Annotated in this window: 18 protein-coding genes and 1 pseudogene; 6 read left to right on the top strand and 13 right to left on the bottom strand. The window is 65.7% G+C overall.

Annotated elements, in window-relative coordinates:
* The first annotated feature begins 16 nt into the window (after positions 1-16).
* Both dnaJ and AC3WLN_RS11650 read left to right on the top strand, forming a co-directional pair.
* Entirely contained in the window at positions 17-1,180 is a 1,164-nt protein-coding gene (gene dnaJ, locus AC3WLN_RS11655; RefSeq protein WP_492481309.1) for a molecular chaperone DnaJ, read from the top strand.
* A 178-nt stretch (positions 1,181-1,358) separates the two neighbouring features.
* The gene (locus AC3WLN_RS11650; protein ID WP_463776073.1) at positions 1,359-1,994 is read left to right on the top strand and encodes a class I SAM-dependent methyltransferase; all 636 of its coding nucleotides are present in this window, start codon (positions 1,359-1,361) and stop codon (positions 1,992-1,994) included.
* A gap of 130 nt (positions 1,995-2,124) precedes the next feature.
* Here AC3WLN_RS11650 and AC3WLN_RS11645 read toward each other — a convergent pair whose 3' ends face one another.
* The 5 genes from AC3WLN_RS11645 to AC3WLN_RS11625 all read right to left on the bottom strand — a co-directional run bounded on the left by AC3WLN_RS11645 (position 2,125) and on the right by AC3WLN_RS11625 (position 5,804).
* Positions 2,125-2,409 (bottom strand): hypothetical protein, encoded by a 285-nt coding sequence (locus AC3WLN_RS11645; RefSeq protein ID WP_492481307.1) that lies wholly within the window; start codon positions 2,407-2,409, stop codon positions 2,125-2,127.
* Positions 2,410-2,502: 93 nt separating this feature from the next.
* The gene (gene deoA, locus AC3WLN_RS11640) at positions 2,503-3,816 is read right to left on the bottom strand and encodes a thymidine phosphorylase (RefSeq protein ID WP_492481305.1); all 1,314 of its coding nucleotides are present in this window, start codon (positions 3,814-3,816) and stop codon (positions 2,503-2,505) included.
* Positions 3,813-4,556: a deoxyribose-phosphate aldolase gene (deoC, locus tag AC3WLN_RS11635; RefSeq protein ID WP_492481303.1), complete on the bottom strand. Its 744-nt coding sequence runs from the start codon at positions 4,554-4,556 to the stop codon at positions 3,813-3,815. Before deoC ends, deoA begins: the two co-directional genes overlap by 4 nt.
* Positions 4,553-5,386 carry a purine-nucleoside phosphorylase gene (locus AC3WLN_RS11630; RefSeq protein WP_492481301.1) on the bottom strand — a complete coding sequence of 278 codons (834 nt, stop codon included), beginning with the start codon at positions 5,384-5,386 and terminating at the stop codon, positions 4,553-4,555. The genes deoC and AC3WLN_RS11630 overlap by 4 nt, the downstream gene beginning before the upstream one ends.
* On the bottom strand, positions 5,379-5,804 hold the full coding sequence (locus AC3WLN_RS11625) for a cytidine deaminase (RefSeq protein WP_492481299.1): 426 nt from the start codon (positions 5,802-5,804) through the stop codon (positions 5,379-5,381). Before AC3WLN_RS11625 ends, AC3WLN_RS11630 begins: the two co-directional genes overlap by 8 nt.
* 162 nt (positions 5,805-5,966) lie before the next feature.
* Between AC3WLN_RS11625 and AC3WLN_RS11620 the strand changes: the two genes are divergently transcribed.
* A complete protein-coding gene (locus AC3WLN_RS11620) occupies positions 5,967-6,188 on the top strand; it encodes a DUF2093 domain-containing protein (RefSeq protein WP_463776078.1) in 222 nt (73 codons plus the stop codon).
* 230 nt (positions 6,189-6,418) lie between these two features.
* Here the strand turns inward: AC3WLN_RS11620 and AC3WLN_RS11615 are convergent, their stop codons facing one another.
* The 4 genes and pseudogenes from AC3WLN_RS11615 to AC3WLN_RS11600 all read right to left on the bottom strand — a co-directional run.
* The gene (locus AC3WLN_RS11615; protein WP_492481297.1) at positions 6,419-6,760 is read right to left on the bottom strand and encodes a DCL family protein; all 342 of its coding nucleotides are present in this window, start codon (positions 6,758-6,760) and stop codon (positions 6,419-6,421) included.
* Positions 6,729-9,347: a DEAD/DEAH box helicase gene (locus AC3WLN_RS11610; RefSeq protein WP_492481296.1), complete on the bottom strand. Its 2,619-nt coding sequence runs from the start codon at positions 9,345-9,347 to the stop codon at positions 6,729-6,731. Before AC3WLN_RS11610 ends, AC3WLN_RS11615 begins: the two co-directional genes overlap by 32 nt.
* Positions 9,344-10,294, bottom strand: coding sequence for a HamA C-terminal domain-containing protein (locus AC3WLN_RS11605; RefSeq protein ID WP_492481294.1), 951 nt, complete (start codon positions 10,292-10,294; stop codon positions 9,344-9,346). The genes AC3WLN_RS11610 and AC3WLN_RS11605 overlap by 4 nt, the downstream gene beginning before the upstream one ends.
* Before the next feature lie 632 nt (positions 10,295-10,926).
* A pseudogene (locus tag AC3WLN_RS11600) lies at positions 10,927-11,160 on the bottom strand (hypothetical protein); the annotation flags it as partial.
* A 72-nt stretch (positions 11,161-11,232) separates the two neighbouring features.
* Between AC3WLN_RS11600 and AC3WLN_RS11595 the strand changes: the two are divergent.
* The 3 genes from AC3WLN_RS11595 (at position 11,233) to AC3WLN_RS11585 (ending at position 13,652) form a co-directional block, all read left to right on the top strand.
* A complete protein-coding gene (locus AC3WLN_RS11595; protein ID WP_492481293.1) occupies positions 11,233-11,367 on the top strand; it encodes a hypothetical protein in 135 nt (44 codons plus the stop codon).
* Positions 11,368-11,848: 481 nt separating this feature from the next.
* Positions 11,849-12,706 carry a flagellar motor stator protein MotA gene (motA, locus tag AC3WLN_RS11590; RefSeq protein WP_492481291.1) on the top strand — a complete coding sequence of 286 codons (858 nt, stop codon included), beginning with the start codon at positions 11,849-11,851 and terminating at the stop codon, positions 12,704-12,706.
* Between the two features lie 34 nt (positions 12,707-12,740).
* On the top strand, positions 12,741-13,652 hold the full coding sequence (locus AC3WLN_RS11585) for a flagellar motor protein MotB (RefSeq protein ID WP_492481289.1): 912 nt from the start codon (positions 12,741-12,743) through the stop codon (positions 13,650-13,652).
* A gap of 216 nt (positions 13,653-13,868) precedes the next feature.
* Here AC3WLN_RS11585 and AC3WLN_RS11580 read toward each other — a convergent pair whose 3' ends face one another.
* The 4 genes from AC3WLN_RS11580 to lpxK all read right to left on the bottom strand — a co-directional run.
* Positions 13,869-16,376 carry a PAS domain-containing protein gene (locus tag AC3WLN_RS11580; protein WP_492481287.1) on the bottom strand — a complete coding sequence of 836 codons (2,508 nt, stop codon included), beginning with the start codon at positions 16,374-16,376 and terminating at the stop codon, positions 13,869-13,871.
* On the bottom strand, positions 16,373-16,561 hold the full coding sequence (locus AC3WLN_RS11575; RefSeq protein WP_492481285.1) for a type II toxin-antitoxin system ParD family antitoxin: 189 nt from the start codon (positions 16,559-16,561) through the stop codon (positions 16,373-16,375). Before AC3WLN_RS11575 ends, AC3WLN_RS11580 begins: the two co-directional genes overlap by 4 nt.
* Before the next feature lie 67 nt (positions 16,562-16,628).
* Complete coding sequence (locus tag AC3WLN_RS11570; RefSeq protein ID WP_492481283.1) at positions 16,629-18,719, bottom strand: hybrid sensor histidine kinase/response regulator; 2,091 nt, start codon at positions 18,717-18,719, stop codon at positions 16,629-16,631.
* A gap of 391 nt (positions 18,720-19,110) precedes the next feature.
* Positions 19,111-20,022, bottom strand: a 912-nt coding sequence (gene lpxK / locus AC3WLN_RS11565; protein ID WP_492481281.1) for a tetraacyldisaccharide 4'-kinase, incomplete at its 5' end; no start/stop codon positions are given.

The raw sequence follows: 20,022 nt of genomic DNA, 5'->3' as shown, positions 1-20,022 counted from the left end.
GACTTTGAGGACGGGAATGTCGAAGCGGGACTATTACGAGATCCTGGGCGTCTCCAAGACCGCGTCCGACGGCGAGATGAAAGTCGCCTTCCGCAAGCTCGCCATGACCTATCATCCCGACCGTAATCCGGGAAATGCGGAGGCCGAGCTCAAGTTCAAGGAAATCAACGAGGCCTATCAGTGCCTCTCCGACGGACAGAAGCGTGCCGCCTATGACCGCTTCGGTCATGCCGCCTTCCAGCAAGGTGGCGGCGGCGGTCCCGGATTCGGCAACGAGTTCGGCGACTTCATGTCGGATATCTTCGACAATTTTTTCGGCGACGGTCGGGCCGGCGCAGCGGGTGGCGGGCGCGGCGGTGCACGCGGGGGCCCGACCCGCGAGCGTGGCGCCGATCTGCGCTACAATCTCGAGATCTCGCTGGAGGAGGCTTTCAGCGGAAAGGCCGAGACCATCAAGATGGCAACCTCGGTCACCTGCGAGGTCTGCTCGGGCTCGGGTGCCAAGGCCGGTTCGAAGCCGCGCCCCTGCCAGACCTGCGGCGGCTACGGCCGGGTACGGGCGGCGCAAGGATTCTTCGCCATAGAGCGCACCTGCCCGAACTGCCACGGACGCGGCGAGATGATCGACGATCCTTGCAGCGCCTGCAGCGGCGCTGGCCGGGTCACCCGCGAGCGCACCCTCTCGATCAACGTGCCGGCGGGCGTCGATGACGGCCTGCGCATCCGCCTGGCCGGCGAGGGCGAGACCGGCCTGCGCGGCGGGCCGGCGGGCGACCTCTACGTCTTCCTCTCGATCAAGCCGCACGAGTTCTTCCAGCGCGACGGCGCCGACCTGTTCTGCCGCGTGCCGATTTCCATGGTGACGGCGGCGCTTTCCGGCGAGATCACCGTCCCGGTCATCGACGGCTCCCAGACGCAGGTGCGCATCCCCGCCGGGACCCAGACGGCGAAGCAGTTCCGCATCAAGGGCAAGGGCATGCCGGTGCTGCGCTCGCGGGATGTCGGCGACCTCTACATCCAGGTTTTTGTCGAAACCCCGCAGAACCTGTCCAAGCGCCAGCGCGAATTGCTTCAGGAGTTCGACCAGTCGGCTTCCGACGAGAACCATCCGGAGAGCGCGGGCTTTTTCTCGAAGGTCAAGGACTTCTTCGATGGGCTCGGCGGAGCCGCCAGGACCTAGACTTGCAATACCCTCCGGATCAAAATCCGTCGGCCACGGTTATCGCATGTGGCGGGCTGGCACCGCCTCGGAGATCATTGTGCGCGCCAAGCGGTGTTCGCAGGGTGCAAGCTTGACTGCCGGAGAGCTTCGTCGTCTAGCCTTTCTCTCCCAACCCGTGATCTGAGGACATAGGGTCTTGCCGCCGCTACGCCGCTCCAGCGCAAAAGCCGACCTCGCTTCCGGTGCCGATCGTACCCGGCGGGACCCGCTGGAGGACGAGGCGCGATTCCTGCGTTCGTGGTTCGAGCGCCCGCTCGTCACTGGAGCGGTGACGCCCTCGGGCAAGATGCTTGCCCGCACGATGGCGTCCTACGTCGATCCGCGCGTGAGCGGTCCCGTGATCGAACTCGGTCCGGGCACCGGCCCCGTCACCGAGGCCTTGATCCGACGCGGCGTAGAGCAGGAGCGGCTGATCCTGGTCGAGTACAATCCCGATTTCTGCAAGCTGCTGCAGAAGCGCTTCCCGCGCGCAACCATCTTGCGGGGCGACGCCTATAACATCCGGGAGACCTTCGGCACACGCTTGACCGAGAAGGCAGCCGCCATGGTTTCGAGCCTGCCGCTGTTCACGAAGCCCCTGGAACAGCGCCTCGACCTGCTGAACGCCGCCCACGAGATGATGCATCCAAGCGCGCCGTTCGTACAGTTCACCTACGCGGTGGTCCCGCCGATCCCGGCTCGCTGCGATGCCGGCACCTACACGGCCAGTCGTTCGAACCGGGTCTGGCTCAATCTGCCACCGGCGCGGGTCTGGGTCTACCGCCGGCCCTGAAGTCGGAACGCTTTCCGAACGCGACCTGAAGGGCGATCTCAGATCGCGTTCAGTGCCGCTGTCCTATCCCTGATGCAACGGGCATGGCCCGCCACGGCGTCCGGGACAGGAGATCTGATCGATGACCACTTCACGCACGAGCCCTGCGCGAGCACTGAGAACCCTGCTCGGTGCGATGGCTATCGCCGGCGGCCTTGCTGCGGCCGCGACCACCGCTGGAGCCGCCCCCTTGGCCGCGCCCCTTCATGGTGATCCGCAGAGCACGATCACGACCGCGCAGTATTGGGGCGGTCACGGCGACTGGGGCCATCACCGGCATCACCACCACGACCGTGGCTATGGCCACCATGGCCGCCATCACGGCTGGGGGCACCGCCACCATGGCTGGGATCGTCACCGCGGCTGGGAGCGGCATCACCACCATCATCATCACCGTGGTCACGGCCGCTACGATTACTGATCGGCTCGTCCCCGGCCTTCGTCGTCGCATCGAGACATCGGAGCCGGCCTATCCCGCGATCCGCTCAAGGATCGCGGGCCTCGGCTCGGGCGGTGTCGGAGCGATGCGGTAGGCCGATCGCAGAGCGGCTTCGGCCCGGTCGGCCGCAGCCATGTCTTGGGCATGGATCGTCGCGAGCGGCTGCCCTCGCGTGAGTTTGGCACCCACGCGTGGCAATCCGGTAAGACCGACGCACGGATCGATCTCGTCCTGGGGGCGGGTCCGCCCGCCACCGAGGCCGATCACTGCGATCCCGAGGTCCCGCGTGGCGACGGAAGCGACGAAGCCGTCCGCCTCGGACGGAACGGTGCGGACGACAGGCGCCACCGGCAGATGATGGCTCGTCCGCTCCACGAGATCGACTGGACCTCCGAGCCCGGCGACCATGCGGGCGAAGATCTCGGTCGCGCGTCCCGACTCCAGTGCCGCCTCCAATCGGGCGGAGGCGTCGGCGACGTCGGGACTGAGGCCGCCGACGACCAGCATTTCGGCGGCGAGCGCCAGCGTGACCGCATGGAAGGCCGGCTCGCGGGCACGCCCGGTCAGGTAGTCGAGGGTATAGGCGACCTCCAGGGCGTTGCCGGCGGCTGAGGCGAGGGGCGAGTCCATGTCGGTGATCAGCGCCACCGTGCGCAATCCCGCGCCGCCCGCCACGTCGACGATACTGTGCGCGAGACCTCGAGCCTCCGTCTGTTCGGCCATGAAGGCGCCCGAGCCGGTCTTCACGTCCATCACGAGGCCGTCGAGGCCGGCAGCGAGCTTCTTCGACAGGATGGAGGCGGTGATGAGGTCGAGGGACTCGACGGTACCCGTCACGTCGCGGATGGCGTAGAGGCGCCGATCGGCTGGAGCCAGGTCGGTGGTCTGCCCGATGATGGCGCAGCCCACCTCGGCGGTGACGCGCCGGAACCGGTCGAGCCCCGGCATCGCGTCGTAGCCTGGGATGCTCGCAAGCTTGTCGAGGGTGCCGCCGGTATGCCCGAGACCGCGCCCCGAGATCATCGGAACGTAGCCGCCACACGCCGCGACCATAGGTGCGAGGGCGAGGCTGACCGCATCGCCCACACCGCCCGACGAGTGCTTGTCGAGGACGGGTCCGGGCAGATTCCAGTGCAGGACGGTGCCGGATTCGGTCATCGCCTGCGTCAGTGCCACGCGCTCCGACCGTGACAGGCCTCGGAAATACACCGCCATGGCGAAGGCGGCGGCCTGGCCCTCGGTGACCCGACCGTCGGTGAGGCCGGTGACGAACGCCGCGATTGCGTCCGGAGGGATTTCGCCCCCGTCGCGCTTGGTGCGGATGAGTTCCTGCGGGAGCCTCATGGGGCGACCGGGCCGAACGCCACGACTAAGGCCGCGTGCAGGCTGCTGGCGCCGAGGCGGAAGGTCCGGGGCGAGACCCAGTCCGGGCCCATGATCCGGTCCGCGAGGGCAAGGTAGGTTCCGGCATCGGCGACGCTGCGCAGGCCGCCCGAGACCTTCAGACCGACGGGGTGCCCCGCGCCGTGCTCCCGAATGGCGCGGAGCATCGCCTCGGCGGCCTCCGGGGTGGCGGAGACAGGGCTCTTGCCCGTGGAGGTCTTGAGGAAATCCGCCCCGGCCTCGATGGTGAGGCGGCTCGCGGCGGTGATCGCCTCCGGGGTCGCCAGCGTGCCCGTCTCCAGGATGACCTTCAGCAGGCGGCCGCCGTCGCAGACCTCGCGGACGGCGGCGACCATGGCCCGCGCCGTGCCAGTCTCGCCGGCGAGGAGGCTGCGGTACGGCAGGACGAGGTCGATCTCGTGGGCGCCGTCGGCGAGCGCCTCGGTCGTATCCTCCACCGCGCGCTCGATATCGTCGCCCCCGGCGGGGAAATTGATGACGGTGGCGACGCGGACGGGCGAGCCGGCGAGGAGGCGGACGGCGCGGCTCACGTAGTGCGGCCAGACGCAGACGGCGGCGACCGCGCTCGCCCGGGCGTCGCGGCAGAGCTGGTCGATGGCCCCCTCCGAGCAGGCATCGCCGAGGTCGGTGAGGTCGAGCAGGGGCAGGGCCCGCCGGGCGAGGGAGGCGTCGTCGGTCATCGGGGAGCACTCGCGGGCAGGCGGGCGACGAAGGCGGCGACGAGGCGGGCGAGATCGTCGCCGGCCCGGGCCGCCGCGGCCTTGGTCTCGTCGTGATGGGGATCGCCGTCGCCGATGCCGGCGCCGAGATTGGTCACCACCGACAGGGCCGCGACGGGCAGGCCGTAGAAGCGGGCGAGGATGACCTCGGGGACCGTCGACATGCCGACGAGGTCGGCGCCGAGATGGCCGGCCATGCGGATCTCGGCGGGGGTCTCGAAGCTCGGGCCGGAGAACCAGGCGTAGATCCCCTGGTGCAGCGGAATTCCGGATTCGCGTGATGCCTCAAGGAGATGGGCGCGCAGACCGGCATCGTAGGCCCCGACCATGGGCACGAAGCGGGCCTCGCTCGCCTCGCCGATCAGGGGGTTGAGGCCGGAGAGGTTGAGGTGGTCGGTGAGCGCCACGAGGCTGCCGGGACCGACCGAGGGCCGCAGGGAGCCGGCGGCGTTGGTGAGCAGAAGCGCTTCCACCCCAAGGACTTGCGCGACTCCGAGCGGCACCCGCATCGCCGCGGCGTCCCCGGTCTCGTAGGCGTGGGCGCGGCCCTCGAAGACCAGGACCCGGCGCCCCGCGAGGGTTCCGGCGTGGAGGCGGCCGCCGTGACCGCTCACGCGCGGCGCCGGAAACCCCGGAATCTGCGCGTAGGATACCGAGAGGGTCGCGTCGAGGTCGCGCAGGATTCCGCCCAGTCCGGTCCCGGTGACGAGGGCGCAGGCGAAGGGTCCGTCGAACCCCTGCGCGCGCAGCAGGCCGGCGGCGGCCTGGACGCCCGGCTCCGGTTCACGCATGGGGCACCGGCGGGTCGGGGACCAGGTTGGCCGGTCCGAAGGAATCGGGCAGCAGGGCCGCGACGGTGAAGACCGCGCGGATCGCGGCGGGATCGGCGACGTGGACCGCGACCTCCGGTCCGGCGAATTCGCGGATGCGTTGGCGGCAGGCGCCGCAGGGGGTCACGAGGCCGGGCCCCGGGCCGAGCACCAGCAGGGCGGCGATGCGGCGCCCGCCGGCCGCCACCATGGCGGCGATGGCACCGGCCTCGGCGCAGGTGCCCACCGGATAGGCGGCGTTCTCGACGTTGCAGCCGGCATGGACGACGCCCGAGTCGTCGCGGAGCGCCGCGCCGACGGGGAAGCGCGAATAGGGGGCGTAGGCGCGCCCCTGCGCCGCCCGGGCGGCCTCGAACAGGCGGGACAGGTCCGGGGTCATCGGGGCGGGACACGGCGCGGCATCCCGCGACTTAGGCACCAAGTGGCGGACCTGTCGAGGGCCCGGCCGCGTCGGCGCCCCCGCCGGGGGGCCGCGCATCGACAGCGCGCCGCCGGCCTCCTAAGACGGGGCGAAGGGACACCGAAACCGGAAGGCGGACAGATGTTGGGACGGTTCGAGCGCGGCGCCTCCGGCGAGGCGGTGGTGGAGTACGGCGACGGCACCATGCGGGTGATCAAGCCCGGCAGCTTCGTGCGCTGCGCCGTCACCGGCGAGGCGATCACCCTCGACGCCCTGCGCTACTGGAGCGCGACGCTGCAGGAAGCCTATGCCAGCCCCGAAGCGGTGATGAAGCGCCTCGCCGAGACCGGACGGCCGGGTTAGGGTTCCCGATGCCTATAACCGTTTTCGGACATGTGCCCGGCAATCATGCTTGTTAGCATTGCGTTATGACCAGCGAGAATATTATCAGTTTAGATGCCATACATAGAAAGAATTGGATCTATAAAAATCCCTATTAACAATAAATTTTGAAAAATATTAAGTAGATTCGGACATCGAACGGAGAGCAATGAGTAACATGCCAGTCATACTTACTAATCACCGTGTTTGACCTAAATCGCCTTATGTGAAAATTTTACTGTACTGCCATCTGTTCTATTAACCCAAAAACACTTAGTTCCAAATTCTGCACTACGTACACTGAAATCTTTTATGCCGCTGCCAATCCTATCTTTCGCTTCTGGATGCCGGGCTAAAGCGGCCTCAAGAATAACAGCATCGGATGCACTAACACGGTCCCCAACGTCATAGCGGTTAAGCATTGCATTTAGAAATGCAATTGCATCTCCCTTTTTTTCAAAATGCTCAGGACCTAGCGTTACGGGAATTTTTGCGCCCATTTTTAATCTCTCTTCAATATCATCAATTACCGTCTGCCTGTCCGGCAGCCTCAATTGAAAGCAACACCTTCCGCAGTTCGCGTATGATTACTTTAGGAATACCCATATCATCAAACTGATCTATACGCTCGATAATCCAATCAACACATTCTTCTTGACTAAGATCGTCATAGGAAATTTTTTCGTATAACGCGACGGCACTCATACGAGATAAACCGAGCTCCATTAGCGATATAAGCGTCCGAGAGGATACGCCAAACTCTAGCTGAGTCCCTATATCCAGTCCATACTCAATCAAATCCTCTCGACCAATATTTTTAAAATGTAGATGCAAAACGTCCATATAGGCGGATAGGTACTTCGGTGCCTTGAAACGCGCAATTTGCTCAATCAATGCCATCGTTTCCCGAATCAGCGTCGGCAACTCAAAAGATCGCTTTACCTTTTCGTGCCACTCGATATTCCTGCGAATTATTTCAGCAAGAGATTGTCCTTTGAGCCACCGGAAGACAATCAAGGCATATAAATTTATCCGTGTCTCAGGCTCGAATACGGGATAAATATTTGAATTTATTCGGTGCATTATAGTTACAAAGCGATCATAGCTATCGTCACTGGCAACATCTGCCGGAATCAAATTCTCTGGCTCGCGCTCATAGGCCCGAAACGCCTGTAGTAGGTGCTGCATTCCAACCGGGCTGACGCCCGGATGCCGGGCAGCTAAGTCGACTGTAATATCTATTTTTTCTGCAAGCGTGCGAAGCAAATGATCGAGCTTAGCTATGAAGACGGGGTCGTGACGTTTTGCAAGATTTGCTTGAGAAATTGATCCTAGTCGCATATGGGACGTTAGCAAATAAGCGCCGACCTGCTCAAACTCCTCACCGCCCTTTAAGTCGGCAAGTGATTGATTACCACGTTTGGCCAAATAATCGATTAGCCCATCGCCAAGTTCAAGCACCGCGTCGCTTTCTCGCTTAATTGGATATTTTGAGCGAACCGGAACTCCATTGGGCCACGCAGATCTATCGTGTGGATCAATACAAATTATGTTTCCCTGAAACTCGTCACCCCATCGACCGGCTCGGCCCGCCAAATTCCAAAAGTCGTGTGGCTCCATCGGGTTTCCCTTACCCTTACGCGGACCACGTACGACGATCGTGCGGCACGACAAGTTGACGCCCTCGACCAAAGTTGATGTGCAGACTAGAAATTTAATCTTCCCCAATCGAAAGAGTCGTTCGATCTCAAGCCGGAGTAGCGACGGCATATTGCCGAAATGAAATGCTACACCTTGCTCGACTATAGAAGCTAAGCGAAACTTCGGGTGTACTCCTTTGCGAGCAAGTTCAGCCAAAGCCGCAAGTTCAGGATCGACAGATTTCGGATCGCATTTTGGCCGGAGTTGACAAATAAGAGCAGCAATGTCCTCCGAATCGGCGGCGCCATTTGCATAAATGAGTGTGCCGCCACGTTCGCCTGCCGCAGCGGCAATGAAAGCTAAGCGTTTGATGAAGCTCGCGGGAGTACTTGGAAGCTCCAAAGTTCCAATCGGAATGTTTTTTTCGGCTTGTCTAATTTCTAATGACCATCGCTTCGGTTTTCCAGGAACTTGCCGAGCGAGCAGAAGATTCTGTAAAACGGTGGGGGCGTCGCTATTCACTGCAACAGTCTTTACTCCGGACGGAGCATCAGCCAGAAGCTCCTCTGGATTTTGAGTTGCAGGACTAAGGAATACTATCTTAAGGTTAGGATTTATGCGTGACGCTCGCTCAATAGCGTCTTGCAAAATCATTCCCCTGCCATTGTCGCCGATTTTATGTGCCTCATCCACAATAAGAAGGTCAATCAGAAAGGAATCACCCAACACGTTCGCCAGAAGATGTATTCTTTCTTGCGTAAGTACTAATAATAGTCGACGACCGCCGATGCGGGCAGAGTCATATTTGCCGCGTAAAGGCAAAGAAGATACTTCAATATTTTTATTTCTGTCAATAATTTTACTAAATGTTGTCTCTATTTCTGAGACTAACGCTCGAGTTGGAGCAAGATAAACGGCAACCGTTGCATTAGAAGAACTGATTTGATCTTGAAGCCATTGTAAGACCAGATATGTTTTCCCCGAAGCCGTCGGTGCCGAGGCCGACAGCCATTGGGTCCGCGAAGCATTCGTCCAAAAACGCTGCTGAAAGTCGTTGACCTCTATCCATGTACCAGTGGTCTCGATAAGGACTGAGCGGTCCATTTCGCGCCTCTGGGCTTCTAGACGGAGCGCGATCCCCAACCTTTTGTCGAGATCATCCGCTACGAGTCCCCGATCGATCGCCAGTGAAACAGCTCGAAAGTTAGACAATTTTCCGAGCAGGATCGCCCCTGCGTCTTTAATAAGAATGTCGCCACCGAAAACGATCGTGGCAACCGCAATCCTAAGAGCAAATTCTTGATCTTCCCTTGTTTCCGATCGAGCAAGGATACTTCCCGCGAGCACTAGGCGCTGCCAATCTATACTGTCTGCTAACGCGGGTCCGGCCTCCGGCATAAGATTGTCGAGTTCAGACCGGACCGTTATTCGTATAATTTTGTTTAAGTCATCGCGCACTCCTTCGTCGACAAGCCATGTCTGGAGATCTTTGAGAGTCATCTCTTCAATCCCATCGCTTCAAGAAACGCATCCCTGAAACCCTGTGCGGATGGCAAAGGTATACAGAAGAATTGAATTTCTAATCTTTCTAATTTGTTTGCTAGCAGATTTTTACTGATTTTATCACGCCAATCGACAATAGCTTCTCGTGCGGATTTTGCGATTTCGTCGGCTATAGCCTCGGCATCGTTCTGTGGATAGAAAGCAACCTCGAAGCCTACTAGCGCTAACCCGCAGTAGCGCACGCGTCTTGATTGAGGCGACGACCGGTCGAAGTACCGTCGTAAAGCGGATGTCAAAGTCGGATCGCTCAAATCCGCTTTGTCACTTAATAGTAGAAGATCTCTTTCACGTTCAGCGCCTTCATGCTCTGTTTCTTTTAAGTATGGTGTTAACGAGGCTAAACAGGCGCGGATTGCATCTCCCGCGTCCTCGTAGATCTTAGACTCACCCCAGTAGAGTTTCAGGAGACCCTCTTCTGTGACGCCTGCATACACGCCATCTGCACCATGGTAGTGCAAACGGTCATCGGTTTTTAAATCCATCTTACATAAGATTTGTGGAAGCCGTAGAAAACGCTCTGCCAACATGAATAAAAGCATTTCTCCGCCCTCGCCCGTCTTTGCGAGATCAGTAAAAGAGCGCTTTGCCCGTTCGACTAATTCAGCGATTGCCTCAGTACTGTTAAATTTGGCGTCGCGTGCTTTAGCTTCCGCGACTTTGGACCTCGGCATCGCATAATCTGCTGCAGCGTTTCGCATAAATTCTGCTAAGCGGCGAAGTTGTATGCGATTGTTTCCATCAACCGCCAGGCAATGGCAGTGAATTTTTACTAGATATCCAGATACACAGATGTCGCGCTCAATATTTGTCAGATGAACATCCAAGGCATCAGGATCACCTGTCAAAGCATCTTCCAAGTCCTCTTGTTTTATCGTGGATGTCATCCCTCCTTTCATCGAGACCGGCCCGCTTTGCATTGCACTTCTGATTGGAAGTTGCCGAGCAGTTCGCGAGGCAACCTCCATCGAATTTAGACGTCAGTGACAGACGTAAGCTTAGGCCCACAATTGCGCGGCGACACCTGGATTTTCGCAACTTAAAAGATAGTCCACAGCCGCTTTCACCACATTGGAGAATGCTCCCAGACGGTTTCGGTGATTTGGCCGCTCACCACCGACTCAAGGGGTCGAAGAAATGCATGAGTCGAAGAAATGGCGGCTAGCGACTTGCCTTGCGATATAAGTCCGCATTGCTCGTCAGGCCCTTCGGGAGCGACCCTGAAGCGCTCCGGTCAGTTCGTTGCTCGACAAGAAGGTATCGCAACTGCCCCTGAACTAGCGCTTGAGCGACGAACACGAGGGCCTCGGGCTGAGTACGGCACCGGCGGCGAAATATGGGACCAAGCGCACATGGACATTACCGGCGGAGACGTGATCAGCGTCAAGGCGGTATATGTCGGACGAGGGCCAGGCCTTGGCATCCGTAGTGGGCAGACCGGGGCAGACCGCCCAACCCCCTCCCGTCGCAGCACCCGCAGCGCCGACACCGGCCACCCGGCGACCCGCCGTCCCCGCTCTCAGCGGGCGGGGCTGTCCGGCCGGCGGGCCGTGAGTTGGCGCAGGATGCGTCCGAGCTGTTCGGCCGAATAGGGCTTGTGGATCAGCTCGAAGCCCTCGGCGCCGTCCTGGGCCAGGACGTGGCTGTAGCCGGAGGCGAGGAGGACTGGCAGGCCGGGACAGCGGCGGCGCACCGTCCGGGCGAGGGCCATGCCGCCCATGCCCGGCATCACCACGTCCGAGAACACGGCATCGCAGGGCGTAGGGGCGAGCCTGCCCGCGCGCACGCCCGGTCTCGCAGATCCCGGGGCAGGCCGTTCACCGTCGTGGTGAGCACGAACGCGCGGGCGGTGCGCCTCTGGCAGAAGCTCGGGTTCGAGATCGTCGGGCGGTCGCCACGCGCTTTCCACCGTCCCGCACCCGGCGATGTCGGTGCGGGGGTGATGGTCCAGGCGCCGTGACACCGTGCCGCCGGACTCTGCGACGCGTCGAAAGCGGGAGCCACCTGATCGTTCGGAAACACGTGTTCGTCGTGCACCATGGCCGATGCGCCGAACCCTCGGGTCTGAGCGGCTTCGACGCTCAGGCGTCGCCCGGGGCTGGGTCATCGATCAGCATTGTCCGCGGAGGGTTGCGTCCGGTTCGCAGAGGCTCGACGCACACGGCAGAGGATGCCATCCCGCTGGGACTTGCCGAGTCCGCGTGAGGGCGGGCCGGCGCCGCGAGAGGCCCCGCGGCCTCACGTCCCGCGGGGTCGTCGGCCACGTGAGTGCGCCGAGCACCGTGCGTCAGGTCGAACCCGCTCGACCCATTGCTTGGACCAACTATGTGATGATCCTCCGGACACGGCTCTAAACGCGCTGTTAATCTTAATCACTGATTTGTTGGGTCATTCGTGGCTTCGCCGGGGCTGTACCCGCCGCCGCGCGGGAATGGCACATCATGCGGTTGCTCATCGGCGCAATAGTCGTCTTCGCCTGCGTCTTCGGCAGCTACGCAGCGATGGGTGGCCACCTGGAAGTCCTCTGGCAGCCGTTCGAGTTCGTCATCATCCTCGGCGCGGCGATCGGGGCCTTCATCATCGGCAACACCGGGTCGGTGCTCAGGGCCGTGCCGGCCATGCTGGGCACGATCGTGAAGGGACCCAGATACCGGCAGCAATGCTACGTCGAACTGCTCGGGATGCAATATTCCCTGTACAAACTCGTGAAGCAGAAGGGCATGATGGCCCTCGAGCCGCACATCGAAAATCCGAGCGAGTCGACGCTGTTCAACGCCTTCCCGACCTTTGCGGCGAACGATCACGCGGTCGAGTTCGTCTGCGACTACATGCGGATGGTGATGCTGGGCGCCAACAACGCCTACGAGATCGAAGCGCTCATGGATGAGGAGCTGGAAACGCACCACGAGGAGCAGGAGCAGGTCGTTTCGTCCATGCAAGCGCTCGCCGACGGAACGCCGGCGCTCGGCATCGTCGCCGCCGTGCTCGGCGTGATCAAGACGATGGGCGCCATCAAAGAGCCGCCGGAGGTGCTCGGACACCTGATCGGCGGCGCGCTGGTCGGCACCTTCTTCGGCGTGTTCGTCGCCTATGGCTTTTTCGGGCCCATGGCGCAGTCGCTCAAGAGCCTGCTGAAGGCCGAATCCAAGTACTATCTGTCCCTGAAGGCGGGTCTCATCGCCCATATCAGCGGTCAGCCGCCGGTGATGTCGGTCGAATTCGCCCGCAAAGCCCTGATGAGCGACGTCCGCCCGACCTTCAACGAAGTGGAAACGGCAACCGCCGCTCTGCCCGCCTAGATCTGACGCCATCTCGAGCAGGGACACGTTGGCCATGGCCATCCAGCCGATCATCATCAAGAAGGTCAAGAAGGCCTCTCATGCGCACCACGGCGGGGCCTGGAAGATCGCCTATGCGGACTTCGTGACCGCCATGATGGCGTTTTTCCTGCTGATGTGGCTGATCAGCATGACGACGGAGGAGCAGAAGATCGGCCTGGCGGAATACTTCGCGCCGGCGGCCCTGAGCCCTCAAACCAGCGGCGCGGGTGGATTGCTGTACGGCACCGCCCTGGACACCTCCGGCAACAAGGCGGCCACGCCGCGCGAGGCCGCTTCGGGCTCGGCCGACAGTTCGGGCGACAAGGCGTCCTCGCCGCGCGACGCAGCCAGGGGCTCCGCCGAGCAGGAGGACGGAACGCGCCCGACCAGGCCCAGCGATCGCGAGGCCAGCCGTCCGGCCGTCCGCGACCAGGCCAATGCCAGTGCCGCTGCCAGCCTCCGGCAGGCGCTCCAGAAGATGCCCGACGTTGCCGAACTGTCGCGCAACATCGTGATCGAGCCCACCCGGGAGGGCGTGAACGTTTCTCTCGTCGACCAGGACGGCCGCTCCATGTTCCGCGAGGGTTCCGTCGACCCCTACGAGCGCACCCGTCGCGTGCTCGAGGCCCTCGCGCCCGCCCTGCGCCGGCTGCCCAACAACCTGTCCATCACCGGCCACACGGCTGCCACGCGCCCGGGCTCGGCGCGGACCGGCGAACCTTGGGGCCTGACCGCCGGGCGTGCGCTCGCCGTGCGCGCGATCCTGGCGGGTGCCGGGGTTCCCGACGACAACTTCACGTCCATCGTGGGACGCGCCGACACCGAGCCGGTTTTCGCCGACAATCCCTACATCGCGCCGAACCAGCGGGTCACGATCACGCTGCTGAACGCCAGCCCCTCGGCGCCCCCGAACCCGTTTCGCTGACGAGGAGGCGCCTCGCCGCCTTCGGGGGGCTCGTCGCAAACCGGGACGGAAGCGGCGTCGGTCACAGACCGGTGCGCCGCAGGTCCGCACCGCGTCCCGCGATGGGCGCCGATCGGTTCGCGGGTCGCGCGGCACCGCCGTGTTCTTCACGCATGCGCCACGCCATTAGATGAGGATGATGCAGGTCGGGAGCGCGGCGACCCGCCGTCCCCGCTCTCAGCGGGCGGGGCTGTCCGGCCGGCGGGCCGTGAGTTGGCGAAGGATGCGTCCGAGCTGTTCGGCTGAATAGGGCTTGTGGATCAGCTCGAAGCCCTCGGCGCCGTCCTGGGCCAGGACGTGGCTGTAGCCGGAGGCGAGGAGGACCGGCAGGCCGGGAAAGCGGCGGCGCACCGTCCGGGCGAGGGCCATGCCGCCCATGCCCGGCATCACCACGTCCGAGAACACGGCATCGTAGCCGCCGCCCTCGGGGCCGAGCCGGTCCAGGGCCTCCTCGGCGTTGACGGCCCAGATCGTCCGGTAGCCGAGGTCCTCCAGGATCTGGGTGGCGAAGCGCCCGACCTCCAGGTTGTCCTCGACCACCAGCACGCATTGTCCGGTCCCCATCGGGGAGCCGGCCTCGACCGGCGGGCTCTCGGGCGCCGGCGCGGCGGGCCGGGCCTCGACTTCGGGCAGGTAGAGCGTGAAGGTGGTTCCGGCCCCGACCGTCGTCTCCACGTCCACGTCGCCGCCCGACTGCTTGGCGAAGCCGAAGACCTGGCTGAGGCCGAGCCCCGTGCCCCGGCCCACCGCCTTGGTGGTGAAGAACGGCTCGAAGATGCGCTCCAGCTGCTCGGCCTCGATGCCCGACCCGGTGTCGCCGAGCGAAATCGCCGCGAAGGCGCCCCGGGCCTCGGCGTGGCCCCGGATCGGGGGCAGGCGCTGCGTCCGGTGCAGCCGCAGGCTGAGGGTGCCTTCGCCCTCCATCGCGTCGCGGGCGTTCACCGCCAGGTTGATCAGGGCCGTCTCGAACTGGCTGACATCCGCCTCGACGAAGCAGGGCTCGTCCAGGGTCTCGACCTCCACGTGGATGCGCGCGCCGGTGACGGTGTCGATCATCTCGGCGACGGCGCGCAGGCGCTCGCGCAGGTCGAACACCTCGGGCTTGAGGGCGGAGCGGCGCGCGAAGGCCAGCAGTTGGCTCGTGAGCTTGGCGGCCCGGTCGACGGTCTCGGACACCGCATCGAGGTAGCGCCGCTTGCGCGCCTCCGGCAATTCCGGGCGCCGCAGGAAATCCACCGACGACCGGATGATGGTGAGCAGGTTGTTGAAGTCGTGGGCGACGCCGCCGGTGAGCTGGCCCACCGCCTCCATCTTCTGCGATTGGCGCAGCACGTCCTGCGTCTGGGCGAGCTCGGCCTCCGCGCGCAGCCGCTCCGAGATGTCCTTGGCGAAGTGGAAGGCGCCGACGATCGCCCCGGCGTCGTCGCGCAGGGGCGAGTAGGACACCTCCCAGTACGGCCGGGCGAGGTCCGGGTCCCCGAACTCCTCGGTGACCGTGAAGATCTCGCCGGCCAGCGCCCGGGTCATGAAGCCCCGCATCACCGGGGCCTGATCCTCCGGGAAGAGATCGGGGAAGACGTCGCCGAGCCGCACCCGGCGGCCGAAGATCCGGTGGAATTCGTCGCTGTGCGCCTGGTTGAAGGCGATCAGGCGGTAGGCGGTGTCGAAGGCGCAGATCGGCTCCGCGCTCGACTGCAGGATGTCGCGCGAGAGCCGCAGCTCGGCGGTGCGCTCGGCGACCTGCCGCTCCAGGCTGTCGTTGAGCGTCTGCAGCGCCTCGGCGGCACCGCGCCGGGCGGCCTCGGCCTCGTAGCGCTCGGTGATGTCCCGCGAGATGCCCACGAGCTTGAGCGCGGCGCTGCCCTCCGGCTGGAACGGGGCGAAGCTCACCTCCCACCAGCGCGGCTCCCCCTTGGCCGTGGGGCCGAAGCCCACCACGTGGGTGGTCCGCCCGGCGGCCGCCGCGCGCACCGCCTCGCGCAGCTTCCCGCGCTCCGCCTCCGGCCAGAGGGAGGCGTATTCCCGGCCGAGCACGTCCTGCACGGACTCGAGCTGGTTCAGGACGATTCCGCGCGCGCTCATGAACTCGAGCACGCCGTCCACCGAGAGGACCTTCACGCAGTCCGGGCTCGCGGCCAGGATGCCGCTGACGAAGCTCTCGCTGCGCCGGAGGGTGTCGCCGTCCGCCAGGCGCCGATGGGCATCGAGGTGGAAGCCGATCAGGTCGGCGAACATCCGGAACATGCCCACGACCGCGGGGGTGCTGACCTGGGCCGGGCGCGGATCGAGGGCGCAGAGCGTCCCGAAGAAGCTGCCGTCCGGCAGCCGGATCGGCATCGAGACGTAGCTCTGGAAGCCGTAGCGCTCCGGCGTGGGGTGCCGGCAATAGTCCGGGTCCTCGGCCACGTGGTCGATGATCACGGCCGTGCCGCTGTCGCGGATCTCGTTGCAGAGGGTGGTGGCGATCTCCAGCTCGCTGCCCGGCCGCAGGCCGAGCCCGATCTCGTCCCGGACGCTGCAGGCCACCCAGCGGTCGCTGGTGACCCGGGCGATGGCGGCAAAGCCCATCCCGGTCGTCCGGCAGACGACGTCGAGGATGGTGGGCACGGCCGCGATGCTCTCGACGGCCAGGAGGTCGGCCGCGAACGCGGGCGCCGCCGCGGCGGGCGGGGGCGACCCGCTCATCGGCCGTCCGCCGCCTTCGGCGCGGCGCCCTCGCGGGTCACCCGGTGGTCGCGCTCGACCGGGAGGCGCGGGGCGGCCCGCGCGACCTCGCCGGCGCGGTCGTCGTGCCCGCTGGCGGCCCGCGCCCGGATGGAGCTTTCCGGTTCCTGCGTCAGGGCGATGGTGCGGGGCGGCGCGGCGGGCATCGCCCAGCCGTTCCATGGCGTGTGCCGCTTGTCAAACCTCGCCGACCGACCCGGCGCGCGGGCGGCGTCAGGCGCGGCCCGGCTTGCCGCCCGAGGCCCGCTGGTGCGAGACCCGCTGGAGGATGCGGCCCAGCTGCTCGGCCGAATACGGCTTGTGCAGCACCTCGAAGCCGTGGCGGCCGTCCTGCGCCAGGACGTGGCTGTAGCCGGAGGCGAGCACCACCGGCAGCTCGGGCAGCCGGCGCCGGAGCTCCCTGGCGAGCGCCACGCCCCCCATCCCCGGCATCACCACGTCGGAGAAGACCAGCTCGAACCCGGCGCCGTCGCTGCCGAGCCGGTCCAGCGCCTCCTCGGCATTGGCGACCCAGGTCGGCTGGTAGCCGAGATCGTCGAGGATCTGCGTGGCGAACTGGCCGACCCCGATATTGTCCTCGACCACCAGGATGCGCTGACCCCGCCCCAGCGGGGCCGGCCCCTCGCCGGGGCCGGCCTCGTCCCGCGGCGGCTCCTCCGGCAGGACCTCGGGCAGGTACAGGGTGAAGGTGGTGCCGACGCCCGGGGTGCTGTCGACGTCGACGTCGCCGCCGGACTGCTTGGCGAAGCCGAATACCTGCGACAGGCCGAGGCCGGTGCCCTTGCCCACGGCCTTCGTGGTGAAGAACGGCTCGAAGATCCGGGAGAGCTGGTCGGCGGCGATGCCGGAGCCGGTGTCCTGCAGCGCGATCGCGGCGAAGGGGCCCTTGCTGCCCCGGTGCCCGCGGATCGACGGCATGGCGCTGCCGCAGGCCAGCCGCAGGGTCAGGGTCCCTTCGCCCTCCATCGCATCGCGGGCGTTGACCGCCATGTTGATGAGCGCGGTCTCGAGCTGATTGAGATCGACCCGGACGAAGCAGGACCGGTCCGGCAGGTCCGTCACCAGGCGGATGCGCGCGCCGGTGACGGGATCGAGCATGTCGCTGATCGTGCGCAGGCGCTGCCCGACATCGATCACCTCGGCCTTCAGGGTCTGGCGCCGGGCGAAGGCGAGGAGTTGCCCGGTGAGCTTGGCGGCCCGGTCCACGGTGTCGGAGACGGCATCGAGGTAGCGCCGCTTGCGCTCGTCCGGCAATTCGGGGCGGCGCAGGAAATCCACCGACGACCGGATGATCGTCAGCAGGTTGTTGAAGTCGTGGGCGACCCCGCCGGTGAGCTGGCCCACCGCCTCCATCTTCTGCGATTGGCGCAGGGCCTCCTGCGCCACCGCGAGCTCGGCCTCGCGCGCCTTCGCGAGGCTCAGGTCGCGTCCGACGGCGATGAAGTTGCGGCCGCCGGGCTCGGGCGTCACCGTCCATTCGATCGGCTTCCACCCCGCCGCGCGGGTGGCGATCCGGTTCTCGAACCGGGCCGGCAGGCCGGTCTCGCCCATGCGGGCGAGGGCGGCCAGCGTCCGGTCCATGTCGTCGGGATGCATGAAGGTCGCGTAGGGGCGCGACAGGAGCTCGGTCTCGGACCAGCCGAGCACCTGGGTCCAGGCGGGGCTGACCGCCGACATCATGCCTTCGTAGTCGGCGCGGGCCAGCATGTCGGCCGACAGGTTCCAGAGACGGTCGCGCTCGCCCGAGCGGTCCGCGACCTGCTGCTCGAGGGTCGCGTTCAGGCGCCGCAGGCGGGTCTCGGCCTCATCGCGCCGCTGCTGCGCGCGGACGCCCGCCGTCGTCTCGAACGCGATGTTGAGGAACCCCGGCGTCGCCGCCCCGTCGCGCAGGGGGCTGTAGGCGAAGGTCCAGTAGGTGTCCTCCGCATAGCCCCTGCGTGTCATGACGAGGTGCATGTCGGTCCGCTGGACGTGCCCCCCCGCCAGGGCCCGCGCGACGAAGGGTTCGATGTCGTTCCAGACGTCGTGCCACACCTCCTTCAGCGGTCGACCGAGTGCCGCCGGATGCCGGGACGCGAGAAAGTCCACGTAGGCCCGATTGTAGATCAGGGTCAGGTCCGGCCCCCAGGCGGCGCACATGGCGAGCGGGGAGGCCATCATCATCTCGTAGATGGCCGTGAGACCGGCGGACCAGGCCTCGCGAGGCCCGAGGGGCGTGGCCGACCAGTCGAACGAACCGATCGATCGGTCCATGACCGCGCCGGCCGGCGCATCGGCCGGGGACGGAGCGCGCGAACCGCTCATGCGACCAGGAATCCTTCCGTCGCCTCCATGGGGCGTCCGGTCCTCGGGGCGGTCCGATGTCGAGGGACGTCCCCTTCACGCGCGTCGAGGCGGCACGGGCCTCCACGCACGACCGCGCCGAGGGTGCCGTCGCGCCCGAAGGCCAGCATCCGTTCGGCGACGGCATGCCGCACGGGACGGAGCTGCCGTTCGGGACGGAGCGAGATCGACGCGGCGTTGCGTACGGTCATGGACGCCTGATGGCGCGTCTTTCCGGAGATGACAAGCGACCGATCGGTCGCAGCGGCGGGGTCGCGGACGACCGGGTTTCCCGCGACGACCCGCCTCCGGGGTCACCGCCCGAGAGCGCCCGACCGAGAGGCCGGCGAAAGCTGCGGCGCGGGCCCTCTCCCTAGCCCGCCGCTCCGGCGAGGAGCCTGCGCAACTGCCCCCGCAGCGGCGCCGCGTCGGCGAAGACGAGGGTCACGGGCAGGGTCGCGACGCGGTCGGCGAAGCGCGGGCTGAGGCGGACGTGGTCCTTCTCGGTGGTGATCGGCGCGGCGCCGAGGCGGGCCGCCTCGGCCGCGAGGGCGGCCTCGTCGGCGGCGGTGTAGGGGTGGTGGTCCGGGAAGGCGCGGCGGCCGGCGAGGGTGGCGCCGGCCTCCTCGAGGCTGGCGAAGAACTTCTCGGGGCGGCCGATGCCCGCGAAGGCGAGGACGCGGCGGCCCGTCAGGTCGGCGCCGGGGACCAGGCGGGCGCGGTGGACGGGCAGGCCGCGCGCGCCCGCCTCCTCGGCCACGGGCCCGCCGCGCGGGCCTTCGCCGATCAGCACCAGGCCGTGGATGTGGGGCCATTGCCGGGCGAGGGGCACCCGCAGGGGGCCGGCCGGGAAGGGCAGCCCGTTGCCGATTCCGGCGCCGGCATCGACCACGGCCAGCGACAGCGTCTTGGCGAGGCTCGGGTTCTGCAGGCCGTCATCCATGACGATGACGTCCGCGCCGTCGCGATGGCAGAGCGCGGCGCCGGCCAGGCGGTCGCGGGCGAGGACCGTCGGGGCGGCCCGCGCCAGCAGCCGCGGCTCGTCGCCGGTCTCGGCTGCGGACTGGCGCGCCGGGTCGACCCGCACCGGCCCGGCGAGGCGCCCGCCATAGCCCCGGGTGAGGAAGGCCGGCTTCGCCCCGAGGTCCCGCAGCAGGGCGGCGAGCGCCAGGGCGGTGGGAGTCTTGCCGGCCCCGCCCAGGGTGAAGTTGCCGATACAGAGGACGGGGCAGGGGGGCGCGGCGCCGGGGCGGTCCATGCGCGCGGCGGTGTGCCGGCCGTAGAG

This window comes from Methylobacterium sp. FW306-05-D (assembly GCF_058782155.1).
Note: the sequence above shows the minus strand (reverse complement) of the source record. Positions and strands in the feature narration are given on the sequence as shown.

Coding starts and splice junctions, on each gene's coding strand:
- AC3WLN_RS11605 (WP_492481294.1), bottom strand. CDS start 10,294: ATGACATCCACGATAAAACAAGAGGACTTGGAAGATGCTTTGACAGGT.
- AC3WLN_RS11580 (WP_492481287.1), bottom strand. CDS start 16,376: ATGAGCGGGTCGCCCCCGCCCGCCGCGGCGGCGCCCGCGTTCGCGGCC.
- AC3WLN_RS11620 (WP_463776078.1), top strand. CDS start 5,967: ATGTTGGGACGGTTCGAGCGCGGCGCCTCCGGCGAGGCGGTGGTGGAG.
- motA (WP_492481291.1), top strand. CDS start 11,849: ATGCGGTTGCTCATCGGCGCAATAGTCGTCTTCGCCTGCGTCTTCGGC.
- AC3WLN_RS11570 (WP_492481283.1), bottom strand. CDS start 18,719: ATGAGCGGTTCGCGCGCTCCGTCCCCGGCCGATGCGCCGGCCGGCGCG.
- AC3WLN_RS11630 (WP_492481301.1), bottom strand. CDS start 5,386: ATGCGTGAACCGGAGCCGGGCGTCCAGGCCGCCGCCGGCCTGCTGCGC.
- AC3WLN_RS11645 (WP_492481307.1), bottom strand. CDS start 2,409: ATGCCGCTCCCAGCCGCGGTGACGATCCCAGCCATGGTGGCGGTGCCC.
- deoA (WP_492481305.1), bottom strand. CDS start 3,816: ATGAGGCTCCCGCAGGAACTCATCCGCACCAAGCGCGACGGGGGCGAA.
- AC3WLN_RS11610 (WP_492481296.1), bottom strand. CDS start 9,347: ATGACTCTCAAAGATCTCCAGACATGGCTTGTCGACGAAGGAGTGCGC.
- AC3WLN_RS11575 (WP_492481285.1), bottom strand. CDS start 16,561: ATGCCCGCCGCGCCGCCCCGCACCATCGCCCTGACGCAGGAACCGGAA.
- deoC (WP_492481303.1), bottom strand. CDS start 4,556: ATGACCGACGACGCCTCCCTCGCCCGGCGGGCCCTGCCCCTGCTCGAC.
- AC3WLN_RS11585 (WP_492481289.1), top strand. CDS start 12,741: ATGGCCATCCAGCCGATCATCATCAAGAAGGTCAAGAAGGCCTCTCAT.
- AC3WLN_RS11625 (WP_492481299.1), bottom strand. CDS start 5,804: ATGACCCCGGACCTGTCCCGCCTGTTCGAGGCCGCCCGGGCGGCGCAG.
- dnaJ (WP_492481309.1), top strand. CDS start 17: ATGTCGAAGCGGGACTATTACGAGATCCTGGGCGTCTCCAAGACCGCG.